Source organism: Halodesulfovibrio marinisediminis DSM 17456, from assembly GCF_900129975.1.
GTDB lineage: Bacteria > Desulfobacterota > Desulfovibrionia > Desulfovibrionales > Desulfovibrionaceae > Halodesulfovibrio > Halodesulfovibrio marinisediminis.
Genome location: NZ_FSRG01000004.1, coordinates 273,352 through 295,251, shown reverse-complemented (window position 1 = coordinate 295,251; position 21,900 = coordinate 273,352). Strand labels below are relative to the sequence as shown.

At 44.8% G+C, this 21,900-nt stretch carries 19 protein-coding genes and 1 tRNA gene; 9 read left to right on the top strand and 11 right to left on the bottom strand.

Translation table 11 applies throughout. The annotated features are described in order from the left end of the window. Entirely contained in the window at positions 1-453 is a 453-nt protein-coding gene (locus BUR09_RS05860; RefSeq protein WP_074216026.1) for a YbhB/YbcL family Raf kinase inhibitor-like protein, read from the top strand. Positions 454-638: 185 nt separating this feature from the next. Here the strand turns inward: BUR09_RS05860 and BUR09_RS05855 are convergent, their stop codons facing one another. The 4 genes from BUR09_RS05855 to BUR09_RS05840 form a co-directional block, all read right to left on the bottom strand. Beyond that, complete coding sequence (locus tag BUR09_RS05855; protein ID WP_074216025.1) at positions 639-1,661, bottom strand: alpha-hydroxy-acid oxidizing protein; 1,023 nt, start codon at positions 1,659-1,661, stop codon at positions 639-641. A gap of 59 nt (positions 1,662-1,720) precedes the next feature. After that, positions 1,721-2,416, bottom strand: coding sequence for a FadR/GntR family transcriptional regulator (locus BUR09_RS05850; RefSeq protein WP_074216024.1), 696 nt, complete (start codon positions 2,414-2,416; stop codon positions 1,721-1,723). 176 nt (positions 2,417-2,592) lie between these two features. Beyond that, the gene (locus tag BUR09_RS05845) at positions 2,593-4,377 is read right to left on the bottom strand and encodes a chloride channel protein (RefSeq protein ID WP_074216023.1); all 1,785 of its coding nucleotides are present in this window, start codon (positions 4,375-4,377) and stop codon (positions 2,593-2,595) included. 26 nt (positions 4,378-4,403) lie between these two features. Beyond that, complete coding sequence (locus BUR09_RS05840; RefSeq protein ID WP_074216022.1) at positions 4,404-5,348, bottom strand: bifunctional riboflavin kinase/FAD synthetase; 945 nt, start codon at positions 5,346-5,348, stop codon at positions 4,404-4,406. 324 nt (positions 5,349-5,672) lie between these two features. Here BUR09_RS05840 and BUR09_RS05835 point away from each other — a divergent pair. From BUR09_RS05835 to BUR09_RS05825, 3 genes are all read left to right on the top strand, one after another. Further along, positions 5,673-5,759 (top strand) — tRNA-Leu (locus tag BUR09_RS05835). Positions 5,760-5,888: 129 nt separating this feature from the next. Next, a complete protein-coding gene (locus BUR09_RS05830; RefSeq protein ID WP_074216021.1) occupies positions 5,889-7,658 on the top strand; it encodes a site-specific integrase in 1,770 nt (589 codons plus the stop codon). A gap of 283 nt (positions 7,659-7,941) precedes the next feature. Beyond that, complete coding sequence (locus BUR09_RS05825; protein WP_074216020.1) at positions 7,942-8,595, top strand: hypothetical protein; 654 nt, start codon at positions 7,942-7,944, stop codon at positions 8,593-8,595. Between the two features lie 304 nt (positions 8,596-8,899). On the opposite strand, the gene BUR09_RS05820 is transcribed toward BUR09_RS05825, so the two are convergent. Further along, the gene (locus BUR09_RS05820) at positions 8,900-10,426 is read right to left on the bottom strand and encodes a hypothetical protein (RefSeq protein WP_139296746.1); all 1,527 of its coding nucleotides are present in this window, start codon (positions 10,424-10,426) and stop codon (positions 8,900-8,902) included. Between the two features lie 215 nt (positions 10,427-10,641). On the opposite strand from BUR09_RS05820, the gene BUR09_RS05815 reads away from it, so the two are divergent. Next, positions 10,642-11,301 carry a hypothetical protein gene (locus BUR09_RS05815; protein ID WP_074216018.1) on the top strand — a complete coding sequence of 220 codons (660 nt, stop codon included), beginning with the start codon at positions 10,642-10,644 and terminating at the stop codon, positions 11,299-11,301. A 483-nt stretch (positions 11,302-11,784) separates the two neighbouring features. Here BUR09_RS05815 and BUR09_RS05810 read toward each other — a convergent pair whose 3' ends face one another. Further along, on the bottom strand, positions 11,785-12,342 hold the full coding sequence (locus tag BUR09_RS05810; protein ID WP_074216017.1) for a recombinase family protein: 558 nt from the start codon (positions 12,340-12,342) through the stop codon (positions 11,785-11,787). 265 nt (positions 12,343-12,607) lie between these two features. Here BUR09_RS05810 and BUR09_RS05805 point away from each other — a divergent pair, with 265 nt between their 5' ends. Beyond that, positions 12,608-13,537 carry a sensor domain-containing diguanylate cyclase gene (locus BUR09_RS05805; RefSeq protein ID WP_074216016.1) on the top strand — a complete coding sequence of 310 codons (930 nt, stop codon included), beginning with the start codon at positions 12,608-12,610 and terminating at the stop codon, positions 13,535-13,537. Positions 13,538-14,076: 539 nt separating this feature from the next. Continuing rightward, positions 14,077-14,970, top strand: coding sequence for a sensor domain-containing diguanylate cyclase (locus BUR09_RS05800; protein ID WP_074216015.1), 894 nt, complete (start codon positions 14,077-14,079; stop codon positions 14,968-14,970). A gap of 275 nt (positions 14,971-15,245) precedes the next feature. Here BUR09_RS05800 and BUR09_RS17125 read toward each other — a convergent pair whose 3' ends face one another. Then, entirely contained in the window at positions 15,246-15,368 is a 123-nt protein-coding gene (locus tag BUR09_RS17125) for a hypothetical protein (RefSeq protein ID WP_281248138.1), read from the bottom strand. A gap of 31 nt (positions 15,369-15,399) precedes the next feature. Beyond that, a complete protein-coding gene (locus BUR09_RS17030) occupies positions 15,400-15,639 on the bottom strand; it encodes a bacterioferritin-associated ferredoxin (RefSeq protein ID WP_245796710.1) in 240 nt (79 codons plus the stop codon). Positions 15,640-15,999: 360 nt separating this feature from the next. On the opposite strand from BUR09_RS17030, the gene BUR09_RS05790 reads away from it, so the two are divergent. Then, positions 16,000-16,329, top strand: coding sequence for a DUF6694 family lipoprotein (locus BUR09_RS05790; RefSeq protein ID WP_074216013.1), 330 nt, complete (start codon positions 16,000-16,002; stop codon positions 16,327-16,329). A 367-nt stretch (positions 16,330-16,696) separates the two neighbouring features. On the opposite strand, the gene BUR09_RS05785 is transcribed toward BUR09_RS05790, so the two are convergent. The 3 genes from BUR09_RS05785 to BUR09_RS05775 all read right to left on the bottom strand — a co-directional run bounded on the left by BUR09_RS05785 (position 16,697) and on the right by BUR09_RS05775 (position 20,571). Beyond that, positions 16,697-17,998 (bottom strand): M23 family metallopeptidase, encoded by a 1,302-nt coding sequence (locus tag BUR09_RS05785; RefSeq protein ID WP_245796709.1) that lies wholly within the window; start codon positions 17,996-17,998, stop codon positions 16,697-16,699. A gap of 664 nt (positions 17,999-18,662) precedes the next feature. Next, the gene (locus tag BUR09_RS05780) at positions 18,663-20,084 is read right to left on the bottom strand and encodes an MFS transporter (protein ID WP_074216011.1); all 1,422 of its coding nucleotides are present in this window, start codon (positions 20,082-20,084) and stop codon (positions 18,663-18,665) included. A 46-nt stretch (positions 20,085-20,130) separates the two neighbouring features. Continuing rightward, complete coding sequence (locus BUR09_RS05775; protein WP_074216010.1) at positions 20,131-20,571, bottom strand: MarR family winged helix-turn-helix transcriptional regulator; 441 nt, start codon at positions 20,569-20,571, stop codon at positions 20,131-20,133. 167 nt (positions 20,572-20,738) lie between these two features. Between BUR09_RS05775 and hemW the strand changes: the two genes are divergently transcribed. Further along, the gene (hemW, locus tag BUR09_RS05770; protein WP_074216009.1) at positions 20,739-21,881 is read left to right on the top strand and encodes a radical SAM family heme chaperone HemW; all 1,143 of its coding nucleotides are present in this window, start codon (positions 20,739-20,741) and stop codon (positions 21,879-21,881) included. The last annotated feature ends 19 nt before the right edge of the window (positions 21,882-21,900 follow it).

Below are 21,900 nucleotides of genomic sequence, written 5' to 3'. Positions count from 1 at the left end.
GTGAAGTTTTTTAGTCCAGCATTTGCCAACACAGATAAAATTCCAGCAAAATATACCTGCGATGGCGAAGATATTTCGCCGCCTTTGGAGTGGTCAGACATTCCGGTTGGAACCCAAAGCCTTGCAATCATCTGTGATGACCCAGATGCTCCCGTTGGCGTTTGGGATCATTGGCTGATTTTCAATATCAATCCAAACCTCACCGGACTGGATGAAAATACACCAAAACAGTTTGATCCGTTCAAAGGAGTTGGGCACGGTCTCAACAGTTGGAAAAATGCTTACTACGGTGGCCCTTGTCCACCGTCAGGTCAGCACCGTTACTACTTCAAGCTCTATGCGCTTGATAGACGCCTTCAGATTAAACCGGGCTCCAGTAAAGGGGATTTGCTACGGGCTATGGAAGGACACATTCTCGAAAAAGCACACTTCTACGGTGTTTATGCTCGATAACTAAAAATAAAAAAGCCTCCGGCAAAAATAGCCGGAGGCTTTTTTATTTTTCTGCTACCTCTGACATGCAGGGCTTCTCCCTTGTTCCTAACAAGCACATGGAGGAGCTGTTAGTTTTATCCAGCAAAAGCTTTTAGCCTAACAGTTCAACTAAAAGTCACTCCCAGTAGCCAGAAGCGAATAACTTACTGGCCAAGAACGTCAGTAATAATGTTAGCATTTACATCTTCAATGGACTCACAACCTGTAAGAACCATTGCGGACTTCAACTCTCCTGCAATCTGCTGAATATACTTTGAAGCACCTTCTTCAAGGCCGCCGACAGTTGCAATGGAGAATGGACGACCGATCATAACTGCGTCTGCCCCAAGAGCGATCATTTTAAGAATGTCAGCACCGGTTCGAATACCACCATCGACCAACACAGCAATCTCACCATTAACAGCTTCCGCAATACCCGGGAGCACATGCGCAGAACCTGGAGTATGATCAAGAACACGACCGCCGTGGTTAGATACAACAATACCGGCTGCACCTGCTTCAGCAGCTGCCAACGCGTCTTCTTCTGTCATAACACCTTTAAGAAGAACTTGACCCGGAATACGCTCGATAAGGGCTCGTAAACGCTCTACGCCGCGCGGCGCAACAGGACGTCCCATTTTTGCAAGAGTAATAAGACCGATAGCATCAATGTCGATTCCAAAGGTTGTACAGCCTGTCTCAGCAGCTTTTTCGATTTTTTCAAAGAACTCATCACCTTCCCAAGGCTTAATAAACGGAATTCCTTTGCCATTTACAGCTCTGAGCGCTTCAAATCCGGAATCAGAAATAAATGGAGGAACACCATCGCCTGTACAGCCTACAATACCATTAGCATCACACGCTTTAAGCTTGGAGATAATATAGTCTTCTTCAGATATCTTGCCGCCCATATTAAATGATACACCACCAATAGGTGCTGCAAATACAGGAATGGACAAATCATATCCAAGGACAGTGGTGTTTGTATCAGGTTCGGAAACATCATGAATAGTGCGCATACGCAGTTTATAGTCTGCCAGAGCCTCTACGTTGCTTTTGAATGATGCAGCGGTACCAAGACCACCCATTCCTGGTACTTCCCCCGCGCAAGCGCGTCCGTCACATTCTTTACAAACTCGGCAGTAGCCTTTCATACGTTCACGGGCTTCTTTACGAACTTCTTGCATAACATTTCCTTACTAGGTTGTTGTGGTTGATTTGTGAGCCGCATCAGACATGCGGTTATTTATTCTGTTGTAAAAAGCATGCCGTGCACCTGTTCAAGGTGCTTGCGCATACATTCTGTCGCCAATGTTTCATCACCAGCAACGATAGCGCTAAAAATTTCTTTATGCATAGAGCACGACTGTGCCCTGCGTTCCGGAGTCTGCAACGGTGCCTGCCGTGTTTCTTCCAATGCTGTGCTTGCATTTAAAAGAGCCTGCTCAAAAAGCGGATTTCCAGAAGCCTTGGCAATGGCACAATGGAAACGGATGTCCTTTTCCCACGGATCCCCTTCAGGAGGCTCCGGTGCTTTTTCTTTCATTATGGCAGCAATCTCTTTCAACTGTTCCGGCGTAGCATTTCGTGCAGCCAGTCCTGCCATTGCGGGCTCAATTGCCTGCCTAAATTCCATAATCTGTAATAGATAAATACGCTGCTCTGTCACAGCCTCTGCAAGAGGCTCTAGGATATCACCTGTATTTACAACAAAAGTACCGTTGCCGCGTCTGCTCTCAACAATCCCCTTTTCCTGAAGGGAACGGATAGCCTCGCGAATAGAACTGCGTGACACCTGAAACGTGCTTGCCAAGTCACGCTCCGGAGGAAGCTTATCACCAACGGTAAGAGTTCCTGTTCGCAGCATTTCCTGAATACGCAACACTACCTGTTCATATATTTTCAGCTGCTCACTAGGATGTGCGGAAGTTGTTTTGTTCATGTGGTCCTTTAAATGGTCAGCCTGGTGGTCAGACCAATACCTTTGGTCTGACCAATAGCATAAGGAAAATACGTTTTGAAGAATTTTTATTGTAGTAAAAAAGCCCCCTGAATAACTCAGGAGGCTTGATGAATACATAGTATCTAACGATACAGCAGCGAAGAATAATTATTCTTTTAGCGCTCGTCTTCGCGAATATTATTCAAGTGGTTTTTGTATGCCCTGAACACGTCTGCTCTGTTAATGAGACCAAGAATTTCATTCGGGCTGTTTTCCTGCACAACCGGAATCTGTCCAAGGTCAGAATCAACAAACTTAACAAGCGCGGTGTACAGATCATCATCTTCCTGCAACGTTACGCCCTTGCGGGCAAGATCACCAACGACAACGAGATCGAACAAGCTCTCTTCATACAGGATATTACGTACATCGTTGATAGACAAAATCCCTGTAATTTCTCCTGCAACATTTTTTACAGGGAAGAAAAACTCGTTGGTGCCGGTAATGATATTCGTTAGTGCCTTAAGAGTGATAGATTCTTCAAGAATCGTAACACGTCCGCCCTGATAGAAATCTCTTACCTGCAAGTTCTCAAGAATGTTTACTGTAGAATCAACAAGGTGAGCAGGTGATTCAAATTTATTCTCAACCTGATTCTCATAAAGAGATACTTTACGGCTAATAACAACACAAATAGCGCCTGCGAGCATCAGTGGAGCAAGTAAGCCGTAACCTTTCGACAGCTCACACACCATAATCAATGGACCGATTGGTGCGTTTGCAACACCTGCAAAGAATGTTGCCATTCCTACAAGAGCATATCCCCCCGGCTGGGTAACGATATTCGGATAAAAGCTATTTGCGGTAAAACCAACCACACCACCTGTCATACCGCCAACAAAAAGCGCTGGGGCAAACATACCGCCACTCATACCGGAACCAAGAGTAAGCGAGGTTGCCAACGTTTTACCAAACAGCAAAATAAGCATGGTAAGGATAGGCAGGTGACCGTTAATGGCTTGCTCTAATCCATGGTGCCCACTGGAAAGAACCTGCGGGTAAAACATACCATAAACACCCATAATGAGAGCACCTGCAACCATTGTCCACATAATGCCAACACGCTGACGGAGCTTCTCAAACACTGAGTACTTAAGGAAATGGAAAGTGCGAACATAAATCCAGCCAGCCAAAGCACAAGCAACGGAAAGTAACGCATAGAAGAACAGCTCTCGGGCATCATTGAAGTGGAACTCCGGAATATCAAACATCGGCTTGGAGCCGAATGCCATAAAAAACAGGGAGTACGCTACAACAGACGATGTAACAGCGGAAACAATAGCCTCTGATTCAAAGTCTTCTTTGTATATAACTTCAATAGCTGTCATCGCGCCGCCGAGCGGAGCAAGAAAGATAGCACCCAAACCACCGGCAGCACCGGTAAGCATCAGAATACGGCGCTCTTTGGTGGAAAGCCCAAACTTATGAGCAAACCAGCAACCAAGCCCCGCACCGAGCTGGGAAACAGGTCCTTCCTGACCTGCGGAACCACCAGCAGCAATGGTCATGATTGAGGTGATACCTTTGATGATAGGAGCCTTAGGCTTAATATCACCTTTATTCCGGTGGAAAGCCTTAATCATGGCATCCGTACCGTCAGTCACTCCATGAATAGAATCCGGCAAAAATTTGTTTACAAGGTAGCCGGTAATAAATGCAACGGAAACAAGGGCTACTGGAATAACCCAAGGACGGTATTCGCCACCGCTTCCATGTGTAGAAAGTCCGGCGAGATGATTTTGAATAAAATCTTGAGAGAAATCGAGGCCAAGGCGGAATAAAATTGCAACTAAGCCTGCAAAGACACCAACCAATACGCCAAGTACAAGCATACGGACGTATGTAACGCTGTGGTACACACGCAGGTATTCCTGCCAAATTCTTTTAAAAGGGCCGAGCATCAGGCGCTCCAATTTTAGTATTCATGCTAGAGGTGCGCTTCTGGTGTATCGAGCAGTTGCCGTGCTAAAGAAACGTCTTTGGTAATTTGTTCGATGAGTTCATCCAGTCCGTTGAATTTTTTCTCATCACGCATGCGCGCAACAAAATTCAACCGAAGTTCCCAACCGTAGATATCAGCATCAAAATCAAGAATAAACGTTTCAACGCTGATCTCATCGTTACCGAAAGTCGGGTTGCGACCAATGTTGGTTACAGCCTTATAGACTTTTCCATCTAATTCTGCCCAAGTGGCATACACCCCCGGCTTCGGGTACAACTCGTCTCGAACACGCATGTTTGCGGTCGGGAAACCTAGCAGTTTCCCCCCCCGATCCATACCGTGGATTACTGTACCGCGGATAATGTAGAAACGATCCATCAGAGGTCGTACATCCCACACCTTACCAGCCTTAATCAGGTCACGGATACGTGTAGAACTTACAATGGCATCGTTAATCATTACTGGTTCGAGACGCTCTGTGCCATACCCATACTTTTCACCAAGTGCGGAAAGCAGTTCATAATTCCCTTTACGACCTTTACCGAAAGCATAATCGTATCCCACGATAAGCTCTTTCATATTAAGCTCATCAACAAGGATAGTTTTAATAAATTCTTCAGGTTCAAGAGCTGCCAGTTCCCGTGTAAATTCAAGCATCAGCACAAGATCTACATCAATTTTTTCCAGCAGGTCTAATTTTTTTTCATAGTCGGTAATAAGGGCAGGGGCATGCGAACCGGCAAGCACCTTGAGAGGGTGCGGACAAAAGGTAACAACGACACTAGGTACGCCCATAGACGCCGCTTTCTCTTTAGTGCGGTTAATTAACTTTTTGTGACCGTTGTGCACACCATCGAAGTTTCCGATAGTAACGCAACAACCTTTGGAAAGATCTAATGAAATTTCCTGTATGCTTCGAGCTATTTGCATGGGTACCACCAGCAGCATGTTTTTTTCATATAAAGACTTTCGTGCACAGGCTACCTGTTGCGCGAAGGCGATTATTGTTACAGCAAAAGGGATAGTGCTTCAAGTGCAGAGGGTATCGCCGCTGTTTTTGAGCATAGCCGTTAATCACCTCTCACTTTTGTATAAAACTAACTAGTTATAGAACCAAACAACAACACTTCAAGTTATTTAGTTTGACATGAAAGCTATTTTTTTTATTTTTTTCCAAAAAAAAGCTTGCAAGGTTTTCATCTTGTCGATAAATACCACTCCTCGAAGCGATACAAAAGCTTCGTCAAATAACGTGCCGAGGTGGTGGAATTGGTAGACACGCTAGGTTCAGGGTCTAGTGGATGTATTTCCGTGGGAGTTCGAGTCTCCCCCCCGGCACCATTGAATATATAAGCTCTTGCAATTGCAGGAGCTTTTTCTTTTTCTATACCTTCCCGACGCTTCCGGATACACAAAGTAGGTCAAAAATGGGTCAATTAGACCTGATTTTGACCTAGTTTTAAGGAGCTTATGCCAAACTACATCGTCCTGCGCGGTAGCACCTACTATTACCAGCGCGCCATCCCTGAAGATCTTCAGCATGTACTCGGTAAAAAAGTATCACGCATCAGTTTACAAACTGGCAACAAGCGGTTTGCAAAGCGCCTTGCAAAAGTTCATGCGACTCACGACACCGAAACCTGGACTGAACTTCGTCAAAATAACCACTCCGAGACAATCGACACAGACTTGGTTCGAAAACATTGCCTTACGTTCATCAACAAGCGCCTCAAAGAAGACGCCCAGAAACGTTTAGAGGCATACGCGAACCCTGACCCCCGACAAATCGAAAGACGGGCTTCTGACCTGGCACACCAAGAACATTGGATTCAAGAGCTTCGCTCGAGTTTAGCGAATCCGTTTTATCCTGGTGTGGATTTTGGAGACTCTCCCGCCCCGCCAGTACCGCATGTGTACATGACTGATGATGCCGACAAGCTCATCAAAGAGGCGAGGCTTAATATTAAACAAGATTCCCCCGCATACAACCTGCTCTGCCACATTCTCCTTGAATACATGGTGCCATTCCAACAAATCATCTTGGAGCGCATGAAAGGAAATGCAATGGCTGAACAGCTGCTGACCACCACCCTTTTTGGTACCACTGCAAATACTGCAACTGCAGCAGCCCCAAAGAACGAAGAAAAGCAGCTTCCTACTCCTAAGGAAGAAGAGACTCCACCTGCTCCTACCATTTCTGAAATCATGGAAATGTGGATACGCGAGTACAATACGTCTCCAGACCCGCGGGAGCGCACCGTTGATGAAACGCGGACATACGTTCAACGCTTCATCGACTTTCATGGCGACATGCCTGTTGATACTGTCAAGCCAAGCCACGTGCGCGAATACAAAGACTCCATGCTCTTCTTCCCGGCAAGACCGACTAAAGAACTACGAGAAATGCCACTGCACGACCAGATAGAGTTCTGCAAATGCAATCCCGACGTTAGAACTCTTTCTAACACGACGGTCTTTAACAAGTGCTTGTCGACAGTAAAAACCATCTTCCAACATGCTGTTGAGAACTCTTACATTGAGAACAACCCGGCTGTAACATTCAGAAACAAGCGGAAGCACAAGAAAAAAGATCAGCGCCCGTACAACACCGAGGATTTGCAACAGATCCTGTCATTCCCAGTCTTCACCGAGAAAGAACGACCTAAGGGAGGCGGATACGAAGCGGCATACTGGATTCCGCTTATTGCAATGTTTACAGGCGCACGACTTGAGGAAATAGGACAACTTCTTGTTTCCAACATCAACGTTGAAGACGGTATTCACTTCTTCGATTTGCGCATTACTGAAGTAAAAGCGTCTGGAGAGCTCCAGAAGCTAAAAAATGAGAGCTCAAAGCGCAGAGTGCCAATTCACTCAAAGTTAATAGAGCTTGGCCTTCTTAAGTACGTTGAAGAACGTCAAGAGGCAGGGGATAAGCAGTTATTCCCGCATCTGCAGGAATATAAAGGGCGAATGACTCATCACTTCTCAAAATGGTGGGGACGTTATGCTCGAAAGCATGCGGACTTTGATAGAACAAAAACCTTTCACAGTTTCCGACACGCTTTCAAAGACGCTTGTCGAGAATGCGGTGTGAACATTGCTCATGCTCACCGTCTACAGGGGCACACAACAAGCCTTGAGGGCGATGACTACGGGGACGGCTTTTCTTTGCGCGTCCTTTCAGAAGCAATGGAGAAGGTCTCCTACCCTCTAGATTTTAGCGGACTGCAGCCTTAATATCCGGGCTACCTTGCGATATTCTAACCGTCAGTCGAGAGTTCGAACCGTTCCTGGGGCGTCACCTTTCGCAAGTAAACCCGATAAGTTAACAGCTTATCGGGTTTTTTGTTTTCCTGCGATTTGGACTTGGGGTCAACTATGTGTCAACTGAGTGCAAAATTAACGCTTCGCCCCACACCTCTACTTAACACTAGCATTTTCAAAGCCTTCTTCCCAGTTTCTTCTTTATTCCTTTGCCATTACGCAATAGCCTAGCCTCTCACAAGCAAAGGAGAAACAAATGTCATCATATGAAAAATGGTCACTCGCAATCCAAGCCTTATCCGCTTTAGGTACCATTGGAGCGGTTGTTGTAGCTCTCTTCCTCGCAATGAAGCCTCCGAAACCCAATTTTATTGTTGCATCAAGTATTCGGAAAATTGTTGCCGGAGTATGGAAAGGAACCGTTGCCCTCCCTGAAAGCTTCGAAGTACCTGACGGCGCACACCAAACTTTGGGGGTATTAGTCACTGCAACAAACATTGGCTTACACCCTGAAGGGGTGCAGCATTTTTTCTATGATGTCTCAAACACAAGTAGATACCTGCTGAGATGGAACCCACTTGTTCCACATGTGAATACGCAAGGGACAACTGGCTTTGAGGGTGGAACCCCTTTTCTCTCTACCATCCACCCTGGGGACTGCGCCACTTTCTTTCTCCCTTTAGAAAAATTCGACACATTACAACTCCCTTACTTCATCAAGACACTTTCTTCGAGCAAGCTTCCTGAATTTATTAAAAATTCACCATGGTATCCAAAACTTACACTGCGGACTTTCCGGTGCAGGGTCGAACTTGACCGCAAGCACACAGCAGCAGCAAAACTGGACAAAACGCTATTGGAATACATTACTAAAAAATACCTTCAACACGTGTCCTACAAAACCACTTAAGACCATTAGCAATTGTACGCCAAAAAACCACAAAAACCGTCCAACCTCAGCCTCAAATAGCCATAATCACCAAAGCCCCCGAGAGTTAAGCCAACAAACTCAAAAATAGGGGGTGCCGAAAATTGTCCCACCTTCCAGTGGCACAAAAGACTTGCTCGTTTTTTAACAGGAGGGGGATTATCACCACCTCTTTTTACCGTATCAACTCAGCATATACACATTACTCGCTCACTAAGCCAAACAATGCACAACAAGGGAAAACTGGAATTTTAACGGCAAGACTCTTTATCAGTCATTAATACGGTTACTTTCGATCTATTTTAGGGCATTCAGACCATCCGCATCGCTTCACAGCTGCTTTCATCGCTTCGAAAAGAGTCTCTTCGTGTTGCTCTGGAACGATAAACGAGTCATGCACAGGAAGACACGGAACACCGTGTTTGAGCATCATAATTTCCATCACACGGTCAGCAACCTTCGAATCCCAGTTCTGGAGTCGCTTACCCATTCCTGCGCCAAAATATTTCCAAATTGCCGGATGACGTTCCGCTATGGAGTCAAACAGCATATCAAGATCAACAGTGCGCAAAACCTCAAACTCTTCATACGTGCGCCCCACATCCCTCAAAGCTTGTTTTGCTTGCGTCCGAGTGTCCGCATTGAGGAGCACCAGAAAAGCCTTCTTGATGACCTTACGAAGCTCTGAGGAACTGACTTCCGGCATCATTTCCCCCAATAGCGGCAAAGCATACACATCTCCCTCTGGAAGAGTACCAAGCTCCCTCAGGTATAACAGGGAAGGGTGGTACGCACTAAAGTCCAATTCCACAACGGGATCACCATTAATCTTGATCTTTGCCCGATCTTCAGAATCCAACTGTGCCCACCAAGGAGCATAAAAGCGCCCCCCACCAACAAAGCTCTCATTGAAGATACGGTACATCTCGCAAGCTCTGGGATCAATTACACGCCGTCCCAGATTTGCCCTGTGCTTATTGAGCGTTGCCATCTCTTCTTCTGACCACGGCAGCGTAATGTCTGTTTTTCGAAGCAACGCATTATACTGTTGCAACCTTCTTCGCATTCCGACCACCGCAGGCGGATCATGTTCGACGTCTTTTTTGTACTTGCCGTACAGTGCCAACTCCTTATCAGCGTCCTTAAGGTAAATTACTTCACGCTCTGGGTGCCACTCTACTCCACCATCTTTTACAGTCGCAAAACGCTCCAAAAGCTTCTGCGATGGACGAATGCGACTTATACGGTTGTGCTTGGAGTACTTGGAAATAAAAACGTGCTCTACGAATTCCAGCAGGTCGAATTGCCGCAACGTATCCGTTGCCTCTTTAAACAGCTCTGCACATGCATCTGAAGCGTTATTCACTGCACTGGTTGGATAATGTCCATTTGTGCGATCAATGGCTATGTAGAAGTCTGGGAGCGTCTTACAATTGACATAGAGGTTGGCAAGCAGAATCTCCATTGCCTCATGATGCCTTTTCAAGCTCCATTTCGGCAGTCTCGCCATATGCGGAGAAAACTCATACACAAGAGCAAAAAGGTCATCACCCCGAGGACGATAATTTGGATCAAACGGCACGCTGTGGATGTGTGGATCAAGAGAGACACCTCCCAGAGATGCCGTTTTCTTGCCCTCACAGGCATTCTCAGACGTGTTTTTGTGGCTATGCAACTCTGGATCGAAAACAATCGAATCAAAGCTTACGCCTTGAATTTTTTCAACAATATCAATGTATAAATCGTATGATGAAGGATTTGACAACGCAATAGAAATCATAACAGTCCAATTAAAGTAAAATACAACAATCAAGAATAACTACAAAGAACAGCGTCTACCATTACTCGGAGAGAAAATGTACAACCATCCGACAACAACGTGTCTTCAACACAAAAGTAAAAAGTCCTCCTCAACTTGATATATGGATCCCTCTCGGTTTCTTTCGCACTAACAGAAAGTTCGAAAAACGCTTACCACTTGACATAATTAGATAATAATTAAAAAATAACCAAAAAAGAGAGGCCAACATGCACGAACACGCAATTAACCTTTTCCAATACCTGACACTCTTCATCGCAGTTGTCGGCCTTCTGCTCTCATGCTGGAACTTTTACTTTAATCAGCTACGCCCACCTACCTTATCAATATCTCTTGGTTCAAAGGCAGTTTTGGGAACTAACCCCAACGGGACATCCATTTTTATTCCGACTACGTTTACGAACGAAGCAAACAAACCAGGAAAAATCACTGATGCCCACCTCTTAGTCACCCAAAGTGGCGCAGATCATGAAGGACATTTAATACGTTGGGATTCCTTTCGAAAACTGAACAATTCAACACCTGGGACAACGTGGGTACAAGAAAGTCTTGCTTATCCCCTCTCTGTCATGGGCAAGTCTGCCATAAGTAAAACCATCCAGTTCGACTGGACAATTGATAACTCCATCTTTACTCAGGCCGGAGTTTATCAGCTCGAAATTTTTGCCACTCAAGGACATACCTCAAAAAAAATTCACACATCATGCAAGGTCACAATCAACCAAGAGACACTGAAAACCCTTTTAGCTCCGACTCAACAACCTCCACAACGCATTAACAGGATTGCTTACATTGACCTTACACCAGACAGCCCACTAAACCGGAAAATTAGTCGCAAGGATGCGCTAAAAATTTTGGAAAAGAGCTAAAGCCGCAGATAAGCCCCCTGAAAACACAAGGACGACCCAATGGTCGTCTTTTTTATTTTCGACGCTTAAAACAGACTCTAATCGCCCATATCTTTCTGGAGTTCCCACGAAGCCAAGAAGGCACGCGCCTCTTCAAGAGTATTTACTCCATCGCTGTACCAACTACGCCCCTTGGCGACTCACCGAACATCTCATACAAGGTCACATCAGGATGCTCATCGTATCCAGAATCTGCAGTCACCCCTAACGCTCACTCAACGCAGCTCAACATTGACAGTGCGACTATCTGGTGTGGTTATGAATAACGAAAAAAGCCCCATGCCAAAATTTTATCCGACTCCAGTGTATCTGCACTGATCGGCTATTTTTTGCAGGTGGGGTCGACTTTAAAAGTATTCCATACAGAGCTTCTCAGGCGTTTAAATTCTAAAGACAACCAACAGGTCACATGACTGAATTCAAACGCTTAGAAGCTAAGCACAACTATGCCAACTTACTACGTATTTTGTAGACATTGGACTTTCCCATTCCCGTCAGCTTCACGATCTCACGAACTGGATATCCTTTCTCCAGATACTCTTTGACCTCTGCATGCTTTGCGAGATTCGCTTGTTTGCCTTTGTACTTTCCTTCCGCTTTGGCCTTGGCAATGCCGATAGCTTGCCGCTCTGCACGGATGTTCGTTTCAAACTCGGCAAAAACTCCCAACATCTGCAGGAATGCGGTGCCACTCGGCGTAGAGGTATCAATCTTCTGATCCACGATCTCCAACGAGGCACCTCTTTCTTTGAGCAGAGCGACGATCTCAGACAAGTCACGCATGTTCCTGACCAATCTGTCAATCTTCCAAACAACGAGCTTGTCACCGCCTCTGATGGCCTTTAACACCGCCTGCAAGATTGGGCGCTTCTCAATGCTTGTTGCTGAAGCTTTTTCGCAGTGGAGCTCTGAGTCTGGATGTGCTTTGAGCAGCTCTTCCTTCTGAGCCTCAAGATTCTGGTCAGTGGTAGATACACGGCAATATGTGAAGACTTTGTTCATCGGGCTCTCCTTGATTCGTCTTCAAGGTATTCCACTTTAGTCAAGATCTCAAGCGGAATACCATTAAAGGTCGTGCCCTCTCCTAAAATGGACAATCTAGACAGAGCTCCAGTGCTTCCGCTTTGGCTATACCCCCGTTGGAACTACTCCTTGTCGTTATATGCTTCAAAACATCATCAGTGAACAAAACTACAAATTCTACTTGCCTTCAGCACTATTACGCATTTTAGTAGATATACTATGCCCATAAGTAGGAGGACAATCGATGGATACAGACTTTTATAAAGACGTCCTAATGGCTCTTTCTGACGGGGTCTATGTTGTAAATAAAAAACGCGAAATATTATTCTGGAGTGATGGTGCAGAGAAGGTAACTGGGTATAGCTCTTCAGAAGTGCTCGGCAAACGATGTGCTGACAACGTGCTTTGTCATGTTACTGCTGAAGGCGAAGAACTATGCACTAAAGGCTGCCCTCTTAGATCAACGATCCGTAACGGCAACCTTGCCGAAGCCGACGTTTTTTTACACCATAAACTTGGTCACCGTGTGCCAGTTACAGTCAAAGCCACTCCGTTAAAGGATCAGGCGGGAAAAGTAGTTGGCGCTGTTGAGTTCTTTTCCCAACTCTCTTCTCAAGATAATTTTTTAGCAGAGCTTGAAAAACTACGTAACACAGCCCTAACAGACAGACTAACAAAAGTTGGCAATAGACGCTTTGGTGAAATCACACTGGAAAACCTCACTCGCAAAGCATCGGACACTCCCTACGGTCTTTTGTTCGTCGATATTGATCACTTCAAACATGTTAATGACACATGGGGACACTCTGTAGGAGATGACGTGCTTCGCATGGTCGCCAACTCTGTTAGCTCAGGATTGCGTACTGGCGACGCAATATCACGCTGGGGTGGCGAAGAGTTTCTACTTATTCTCCCCTCAAGCACCGTTCAGGAACTGGTCACCATCGGTGAACGCCTACGAATGTTGGTTGAAAAAAGCTGGTTGGAGTATCAGGGGACTATTATCAAAGTTACAGCGTCAATTGGCGGAGCTATGGTAACAAAAGGCGAAGATGTAACTTCCGTGCTTCAACGTGCTGACAAGCAACTGTACTTTTGCAAAAGCAATGGAAGAAATATGGTAAGCATCGACGATGCAATACTGATCACTAATAAACACACTGGAGGCATTTAACCGCCTTTCTTCAACCCCCTTGTAGGTAGGTCAAAAATGGGTTAACTTTCAATTTCTGCGAAACTAGGAAGCGTTGACATTTGAAGCAGAAAACAAAACAAGTGCAGATACTTATATCAAAGCCAGAGATGAGAGAACTTCCGAGAATAGTCGAGTCTCCCCCCCGGCACCATCGAATATAAAAGCTCTTGCATTCGCAAGAGCTTTTTTCGTTTCGATCCCCATCAACACTTCAGGTTACACAAAGTAGACTCCAAGTTGGTCACATCACTCCGACGTCGTCTACTTATCATCCCATCTCTTGCCTTGCTACACAGTGCAGGCAGCCCAACCTAACAACAATCCGTCTCTTTTCTCTCTAAAATAGTCTGTCTTAACAAAGCACAAAAGTAGCCACTACGACTATTCCCTCTTTAAAACAGCCAATTGCGTAATCTCAACAAAATAAAAAGAAGTGACATGTTCCCAATTGTAATTGCTAATGGGTAGGTGAAGTATGTTAGTTAAGAACATCACACCTACGGTTAGGAGCAAGTTCTATGGAAAAAAATTTTTACCGAGAAGTACTTACTGTCCTTCCTGATGGGGTTTCTGTTGTTGATACAAATAATGAAATATTATTTTGGAATAAGGCGATGGAAAAAATAACTGGGTATAGCTCGGTTGAAGTACTTGGCAACCCATGCGCTAATAACAAGCTATGCTCTATTAACTCCGAAGGAAAAGAATTGTGTGATACTGATTGCCCTCTAAAAGAGGCTGTTCAAAAAAAGACGCATTCAGAGCATAGTGTTTTTTTGCGCCACAAAAACGGTCATCGCATAGCGCTAAGAGTTAAGACCTACCCGTTACAAAACCAACTTGGAACTATCATTGGAGGTACCCAGTTTTACTCGCTACTTTCCGCTCAAGAACAGCTTGTTGCAGAGGTAGAAAAACTACGTGAAGAAGCCTTGCAAGATTGGCTAACAGGGATTGGCAATAGGCGTTTTGGCGAAATGACATTGAAAAAGGTTTCTCGCCCACCAACCGACACTTCTTACGGGGTACTATTTGTTGATATTGATCATTTTAAAACCATTAACGACACTTGGGGGCACGCTATCGGAGATGAAATACTGCGCATGGTCGCAAGCTCTCTCAATTCAGGTTTACGAAATACTGATACCGCATCTCGTTGGGGCGGAGAGGAGTTTTTGCTCATTCTCCCTACTAGCACTATCCAGGATTTACTTACCGTAGGGGAAAGAGTTCGTATGCTGGTTGAAAAAAGTTGGTTGGAACATGATAATACTATTATCAAAGTAACAGCATCAGTCGGCGGAACAATTGCCAAAAAGAATGAAGACATACACTCTGTTCTGCAGAGAGCTGACCAACAGCTATACCTAAGCAAAACTAATGGAAGAAACAGGGTAAGCATCGACAAATAGCACTGGTCAACAGCTTAGCAGTCTAGAAGCACCTGACCTCCTCTATCCGTCACCTTGCAGGTAGGTCAAAATGGGGTACTTTTCATTTTCAGCAAGACTAGGGCTAGCTGCCACTCCACACAATAAGCTGATTTATTTCAGACTGTTATATAAATACTAGAAATGAGAGAGCTTTCGAAAATAGTCAAGACGCCCTCCCCGAAACCATCGAACAAAAAGGCTCTCACAATCACAACTGCTTTTTTTTTTCGAACCTCCCCGATGCGACAGCATACTTATCCACTGCGCTTTTTGTAGATGCTGGCCTCGCTCATTCCCGTCAGCCTCACGATCTCGCTAACCTGGCATCCTTTCTTAAAATAACTCTTCACATTGGCTACACCGAAAGTGAATTCCATATCATTCTCCTAAGATATAAAAAACTCACAACTAAAGGGGCACCTTAGGAGAGACTGGTGCAATGCCCTTGTCGCGTATCACATTGTCCACTACCCGGCGGACGTCCGCAAGACATCAACAACCTTTGGGATTTTTTTCCGCACATTGACAACCACCGACCTTTTTCTCGTTCATGATAATTTCAAAAATAGTTGATCTTCCGTTATCAAGAACGTCCTGCTCAATATCTTCGGCAGTGTAACTAAAACAATAACAAATAAGCTCCGACACTATTCAAACTCCATAGACAAAAACCTCATCTTTCCCCAGCGCAATCAATATCAAGAACTCTCATTTCTTAGAAAATAAAAGCTCTTTCTTGCACACAACACGCTATACCCCTTTCTATTAATCTACTGTATCCCTCTGTCTCCTGTTGAACTCGCCACTAAAGCCTTCATTCTCTCTACAAAAAAATATTTTTCATATTGCTGCCTAACAATTCAAAATTACTTTAGTTCGAAACGCCTAGTAACTAAACTATAAAAGACGACTTACAATGTTAAAAACTGTGCTGTTGACTTTTTATAGCCCAATATACCATTGTTCCAACTGTGAGCATTTCCATTTTCCTACCCCAAAAGGTGAACCATGAAACTTAAAAAGATTATTACATTTTTTGCTGTAGCTGCTCTTCTGCTCGGCTTGATCGGCTGCACCCCTACAATTGATGGATCTTCTGAAGAAGCTTTTGATACTTCTTATGAAGAAGTAATGAAAGAAGTACCTGAAAAAGACAAATTGCGTGTTAAAGCTGCTTTTGCAGCATTCACTGCAAAAAAGACACTTGAAGCAACATTGGAAGGTACCTTCTCTAAAGATGAAATTAAAAAGAAAGTCTATGCAGCTATGGATGGCAAAACTGCCAACGATATTTTGAAATTAACCGGTCAGGATGAAATTAAAGAGGAAGAAAAATAAAAAAGGGGGAATGTTCAAGGCTCGTAACATCTCCGGCAGGAACGTTACTACCTGCTCTTTTTTAACTAAAAAAACAGCGTCTACTTTATTTACAGCTCACACTAGACACTGTGCTACCGCCTTAAGATACAACGTAACCTTGAAAAACAAGTTCCTTCTTCCAAAAAGAATATAGCACTTCGTCACAGCATAAAAAATACGGAATGTTATAGAACGGTTGAAACTCATCAAATCGGCAAACAAAAAGGGTGGAGTAAAAAACTCCACCCTTATTTATTCACGAACCTAATGAAATATAAGCCGCACCGTTATAAAAACTGGTTAAGCTCAATATGCAAGCTACTAGAACCTGCTTTCGTCAAACAACCTATGCTCCCTTGCCAACAACCTGTTCAGGGGCCTGAGCAGTATCATTATCCAGACGAAGCAACTCTACCTTTTCTTTCAAAATAGTAAGTTGTTCTTTGGTAGCCTTTGGTGCACGCGGGTTTGTTGCTCTTGTCGGGTTAATATACTTCCCGTTCCTTTTCATACGAAAGTCAAGATGCGGGCCGGTTGAATACCCTGTGGAACCTACATAAGCAATCAACTGTCCCTGCTTAACCTTTTTACCAACCTTAAGTCCTCTGGCAAATCGACTAAGGTGTAAGTAGGCAGATTCATACCCATTGCTATGACGAATTTTCACATACTTACCAGCACCTCTACTGCGAGAAACCTTAACAATCTTTCCGTTGCCAATAGCATACACAGGAGTTCCGCGAGGGGCGGCATAATCAACACCATGATGTGGGCGGTATGTCTTAAGAATCGGATGCAAACGACGATTGGTGAACTTAGAAGAAATTCGAGTAAACTTGAGTGGCGCTTTTAAGAACGCACGACGCAGGTTTTTGCCATCCGCAGTATAATACTGCGTAAAGCCATCCTTATCCTTCAAGTAATACCCTTCATACTTGTTACCCTGATTCACAAAACGGGCAGCGAGAATCTTCCCGTAGCCTTGAAATTTGCCATCACGGTAGCGCTTTTCAACAACTGCAGTAAAAGAGTCATTCTTTCGGATGTCACGGATAAAGTCGATCTCCCAACCGAAGATATCACCAATCCGAACAGCAAGCGCAGGCTTTTCACCACTAGCAGTCATAGCTTCATACAAGCTTGATGCAATAATACCATTAACACGCTCGGTGATAATGTCGTACTTAATATCCTTGCATTCGGCCACAAAACCTTCATCTGTTTTTGCTACAGACAGATATTGATCGTTATCGATCTCGTATTCAAATCTTGTGAATTCCCCATCGGTGGTAACGACTCTGTATGGTCGTCCCCGACGGATTTTGGTGAGACGGAATGCTTTATCAGTTGCGGCTGCAAGCTGATATACTTCCGCTTTGGTAAGCCATTTATTCAGAAGAGTGGAGGCAGTTGCCCCTTTTTCTATTTTCCCGTTGAACACTTCCACAACAGGCTGTGGAGGTAGCGCAGGTTCTGAAATAGCCTGAGCTTCTTGCGTCGCTGAAGCAACAAGGACTTCCGGTGATACTGTAGAAGTAGCGACAGGAGTGGCATTTTCACTTCCGCTCTGAGCGATCTGTTCGGTTTGTGATGGTGTTAATGATGAATACGCTGCTGCAACAACTAATACTACTGCAACAACAAACAAGCATACTCTTTTTGTGTTTATTTTCTGCTGAATAGACATAAAACCCTTACAAACGTTCTCAACTAGTTACCACATTCCATATTATACACGAGCTAATAAAGATCATCTGGAGCAGACCGACGTCAACACCTTAGAAGGAGTTATTCCTAATAATATAGAATCTTTTTCAGATTTCTAATGAGTTCGGCAAACTACATAATGTACAAACATGTAAAAATCTTAAATCGAAATAGAATATTGCTCTTCGAATAGTCTGGACACAACCTACTCCATCATAAGAACAGAGAATAACGTCATTAGCGAGATCACAATCGGGAAACCAACATGCACGATATCGTCACCATGCGGCAACCTAACTAACAGTGACTCCGCCTATTTTACGTTTACTAACAATCTACTCCTGCCAGTGAGCGCTAGATGCATGCACCCGACCACAGATTACTATTCAATAATTCAGTAATATAGGACATAAAACCGACAAAGGCGAGAATAATAAAAAATACAGCGAGATAGATTAGATCCATCTGACAACCATGCCATCCAATACCCATATCCAAAGAACAAAAATCATAATGGCAGCGTAAAGGAAGCATGGTTGTAGTGCTAAGATTATTTTCTACAAAAATACAATCTTTATAGATTGATACGCCTCACCTTGCATATTCTATGCATCTGAGCCTTCCGGCACGGCTTGATACATTGCCGAATGTTTCTGCGCCCGAAGGCTGGCAAATGAGCAAGCAACGCCGATTGCACTGACGACAGTAAATATTGAGAAGCCTGTTTGCATAGACGAAATAAATGCTTCAGGTGCATCTGAAACAGAGTTACTGCCCATAAGTAAACTCAGGATAAAAGAAATAGAAACCATGGCTGTAAGCATACCAAGCGTACGCATGGTAGCGGAAAGGCTTGCTGCCACACCATAATGTTTTGGTTCCACACAGTTCATGATGACTGTAAGGTTTGGTGATGAGAAGAAAGCAAAACCAAATCCAAGTAACACCAGAATAGACATGAGTGTCACAATGCTGGTGGAAGCAGTCACAGTTGAGCATATAGAAAGCGCAACCGTACATAAAGCAAGGCCAAACATTGTAAGCTTTCCTGGATTTACCTTATCGCCAAGCGCCCCTACAAAAGGCGAAAGGACGGCCATGATGGCAGGCTGAATGACGAGAGTAAGCCCAGTATACTGTGGTGAAACACCCTTAATCTGCTGCAAATACAGACTGAAGAAAAATGTTACGCCAAAAGATGATGCGTAGTTTGCTAACAAGACGAGGCTGCTCAAAGAGAATGTACGATTCTTCTTTAAGAGCGGAACGTTAAGAATAGGATGCTCTTCCTTTGCTTCCCAGAAAAAAAACGCACAAAGCCCCAGAATTCCGAGAACAAACAAGATTGGAAAAATTCCACCAGCTTTTAAATGGGTAATACCTGTCATAGCCATACAGATTGCAGCTGCATACATAAGACTGCCCTTCCAGTCGAACGGTGCACCTTTTGCGCCGAACCACTCCCCGTGCAAACGAGTAAAGGTAAGCCACAACGCTGCAAGCTGAAGCGGTAACGCGCCCCAGAAAATCCAACGCCAACTGCCATATTGGATAATAAATCCAGTGAGAGTAGGGCTGGCAGAAAGCCCCATATAAACAGAAGCTGCCACAATCCCCATCGCCCTGCCTCGCACTTGGGGCGGTACTACTGATGAAATAATGGCAATACTGTTTGCTGCAACAAGCGCAGAGCCTGCACCTTGCACAAAACGCAAAAGAATAAGTGCTTCCATGGATGGCGCCAACGCAATGAAAAACGTGGCACAGATAAAAACAACAAGACCAGTCAAAAAGACCTTCTTACGCCCCCGAATATCAGCGAAACGTCCGCACGGAAGCATAAGTATTCCGCCTGCCAGAATGTACGCCATTTCAACAAGTCCAAGCTGAAATGCACCGGCAGAAAATTCTTTGCCGATAGAAGGTAAAGCCACCCCTACGGCTGACATCATAAATGGTGTCAAAAACTGAACGGCAGCAACGATAAACGTTGCTGCCGCAGGTGAGACAGTTTTATTGGTTGTCATAAAAACAGCTCCATAATCAGAATAGTGTGTCTGTAGCGTATAAGCGTTATGTTTGCGCGCCGTGCTCGCAAATCTTGGATAGAAGCATTGCCAAAGTTTCCTGCTCTTCCGTGGTCAGCGGTTCAAGCACTTCCTGCATTGCTTCACGTAAAGATGCACGTATGTCACCTTTCATCCACGTTGCCTTATCAGTAGCAGATACCAGTTTTTGTCTTCGATTTTTGGGATTAACCTTGCGCTTAACAAGCCCTTTGATTTCCAGCTGCTCTACAGCCCGTGCCGTTGCAGCAGGATCAATAAAAAGCGCCTTTGACAACGCATCCTGTGTCATTGGCTCCTTATTGCGCAAAATCTCCATTAAAAAAGGAACCTGCCCAAACGTAATGCCGTACTGAGCAACTTTTTCTTTTGCTTTTGCAGCCTGCATACGATGAGTCATTGCAACTGCATACCCTAGTGGAAACTTATCGTCCTGAAAGCGCTTCATATCTCACCCTTTCTCTTGAATAAAAATCGAAAGCTCACATCAACTGTTGATATGTCAATAGAGTAAAAACCTTGATACGTCAACAATCATGCCTGTATTTTTATATCCTGCTCTACACACAACAACCCCTTGACGCATAGCCTGCCTGAACCTACTTTCACCCCGTTATGTTGCTATACTTACATGTCCCATTCTGCCGCAGTAAATGCGGGTATTGTGCGTTTCATTCTCAAGTGCCGGATGAAAACGCTATGCAGGTGTATCTAGATGCATTGATGCGCGACATCGCCCTCTGGGGCGACAGGCTCGGCAATGCCCCAGTTGAGACCATCTTCTTTGGTGGTGGTACGCCTTCCATGCTCCCATCCAAGGCTATTGATACTATACTTAACAGAATTGCTAAGACCTTTGCCATTGGCAACGGGGCAGAGATAAGTATGGAAGCTAACCCCGAGTCCGCTGCACGGGGAACGTTTCTGCACGACGTTCGCAGTTCAGGAATCAACAGACTTAGCCTCGGGATTCAAAGCCTCAACCGAAATCTGCTGCACACATTAGGAAGACCGCATTCTGCTAAGCAAGCCATTGCAGCAATCGAACTGGCCCGCAAAAGCGGGTTCGGCAACATCAACATTGATTTCATATGGGGATTACCTGAGCAACGCATCAAACACTGGCTCGAGGAGTTGAAACAAATCGTAAAGCTCGGCCCTGACCATATCTCCTGCTACAGCCTTACAATCGAAGAAAACACTCCGTTCGAAGTTGCGTACGACGATGGAAAGCTGGACCTGCCTTCTGACGATGACCAAGGAAAAATGTTCCTTTACGGTTCCGACTTCCTTGAGCTCCAAGGCTACAGCCACTACGAAATTTCCAATTTTGCCCGTATGGGCTTCCAGTGCCGCCACAACCTAGGCTACTGGGAAGGCGCAGACTACCTAGGCCTTGGTCCTTCAGCCGTATCAACCATAAACAGCAAACGCTGGGCAAACACCAAGGTCCTCGAAACATACGCAGAGCAAGCCGCAAACGGACAACTTGGCACCAACGCTGAGACTCTTACACCGCATGAGCGCATGCAGGAACTTATCATGCTTCGCCTGCGTACCGCACGCGGATTACGCCTTACAGCCTACAAAGAGCTCACCGGAAGAAGTTTTATGGAAGATTTTCGCCCAATGATCACAACACTGCATCAACACCACCTAGTTAAAATTCGTAATGGGTATCTGAACCTTACGAAACGCGGCATGCTAGTCTCCAACACCATCATAGAAAATTTATTTGAAGCAATGGATCGACTCTAGTTTTTGAAGTGTTGACTTT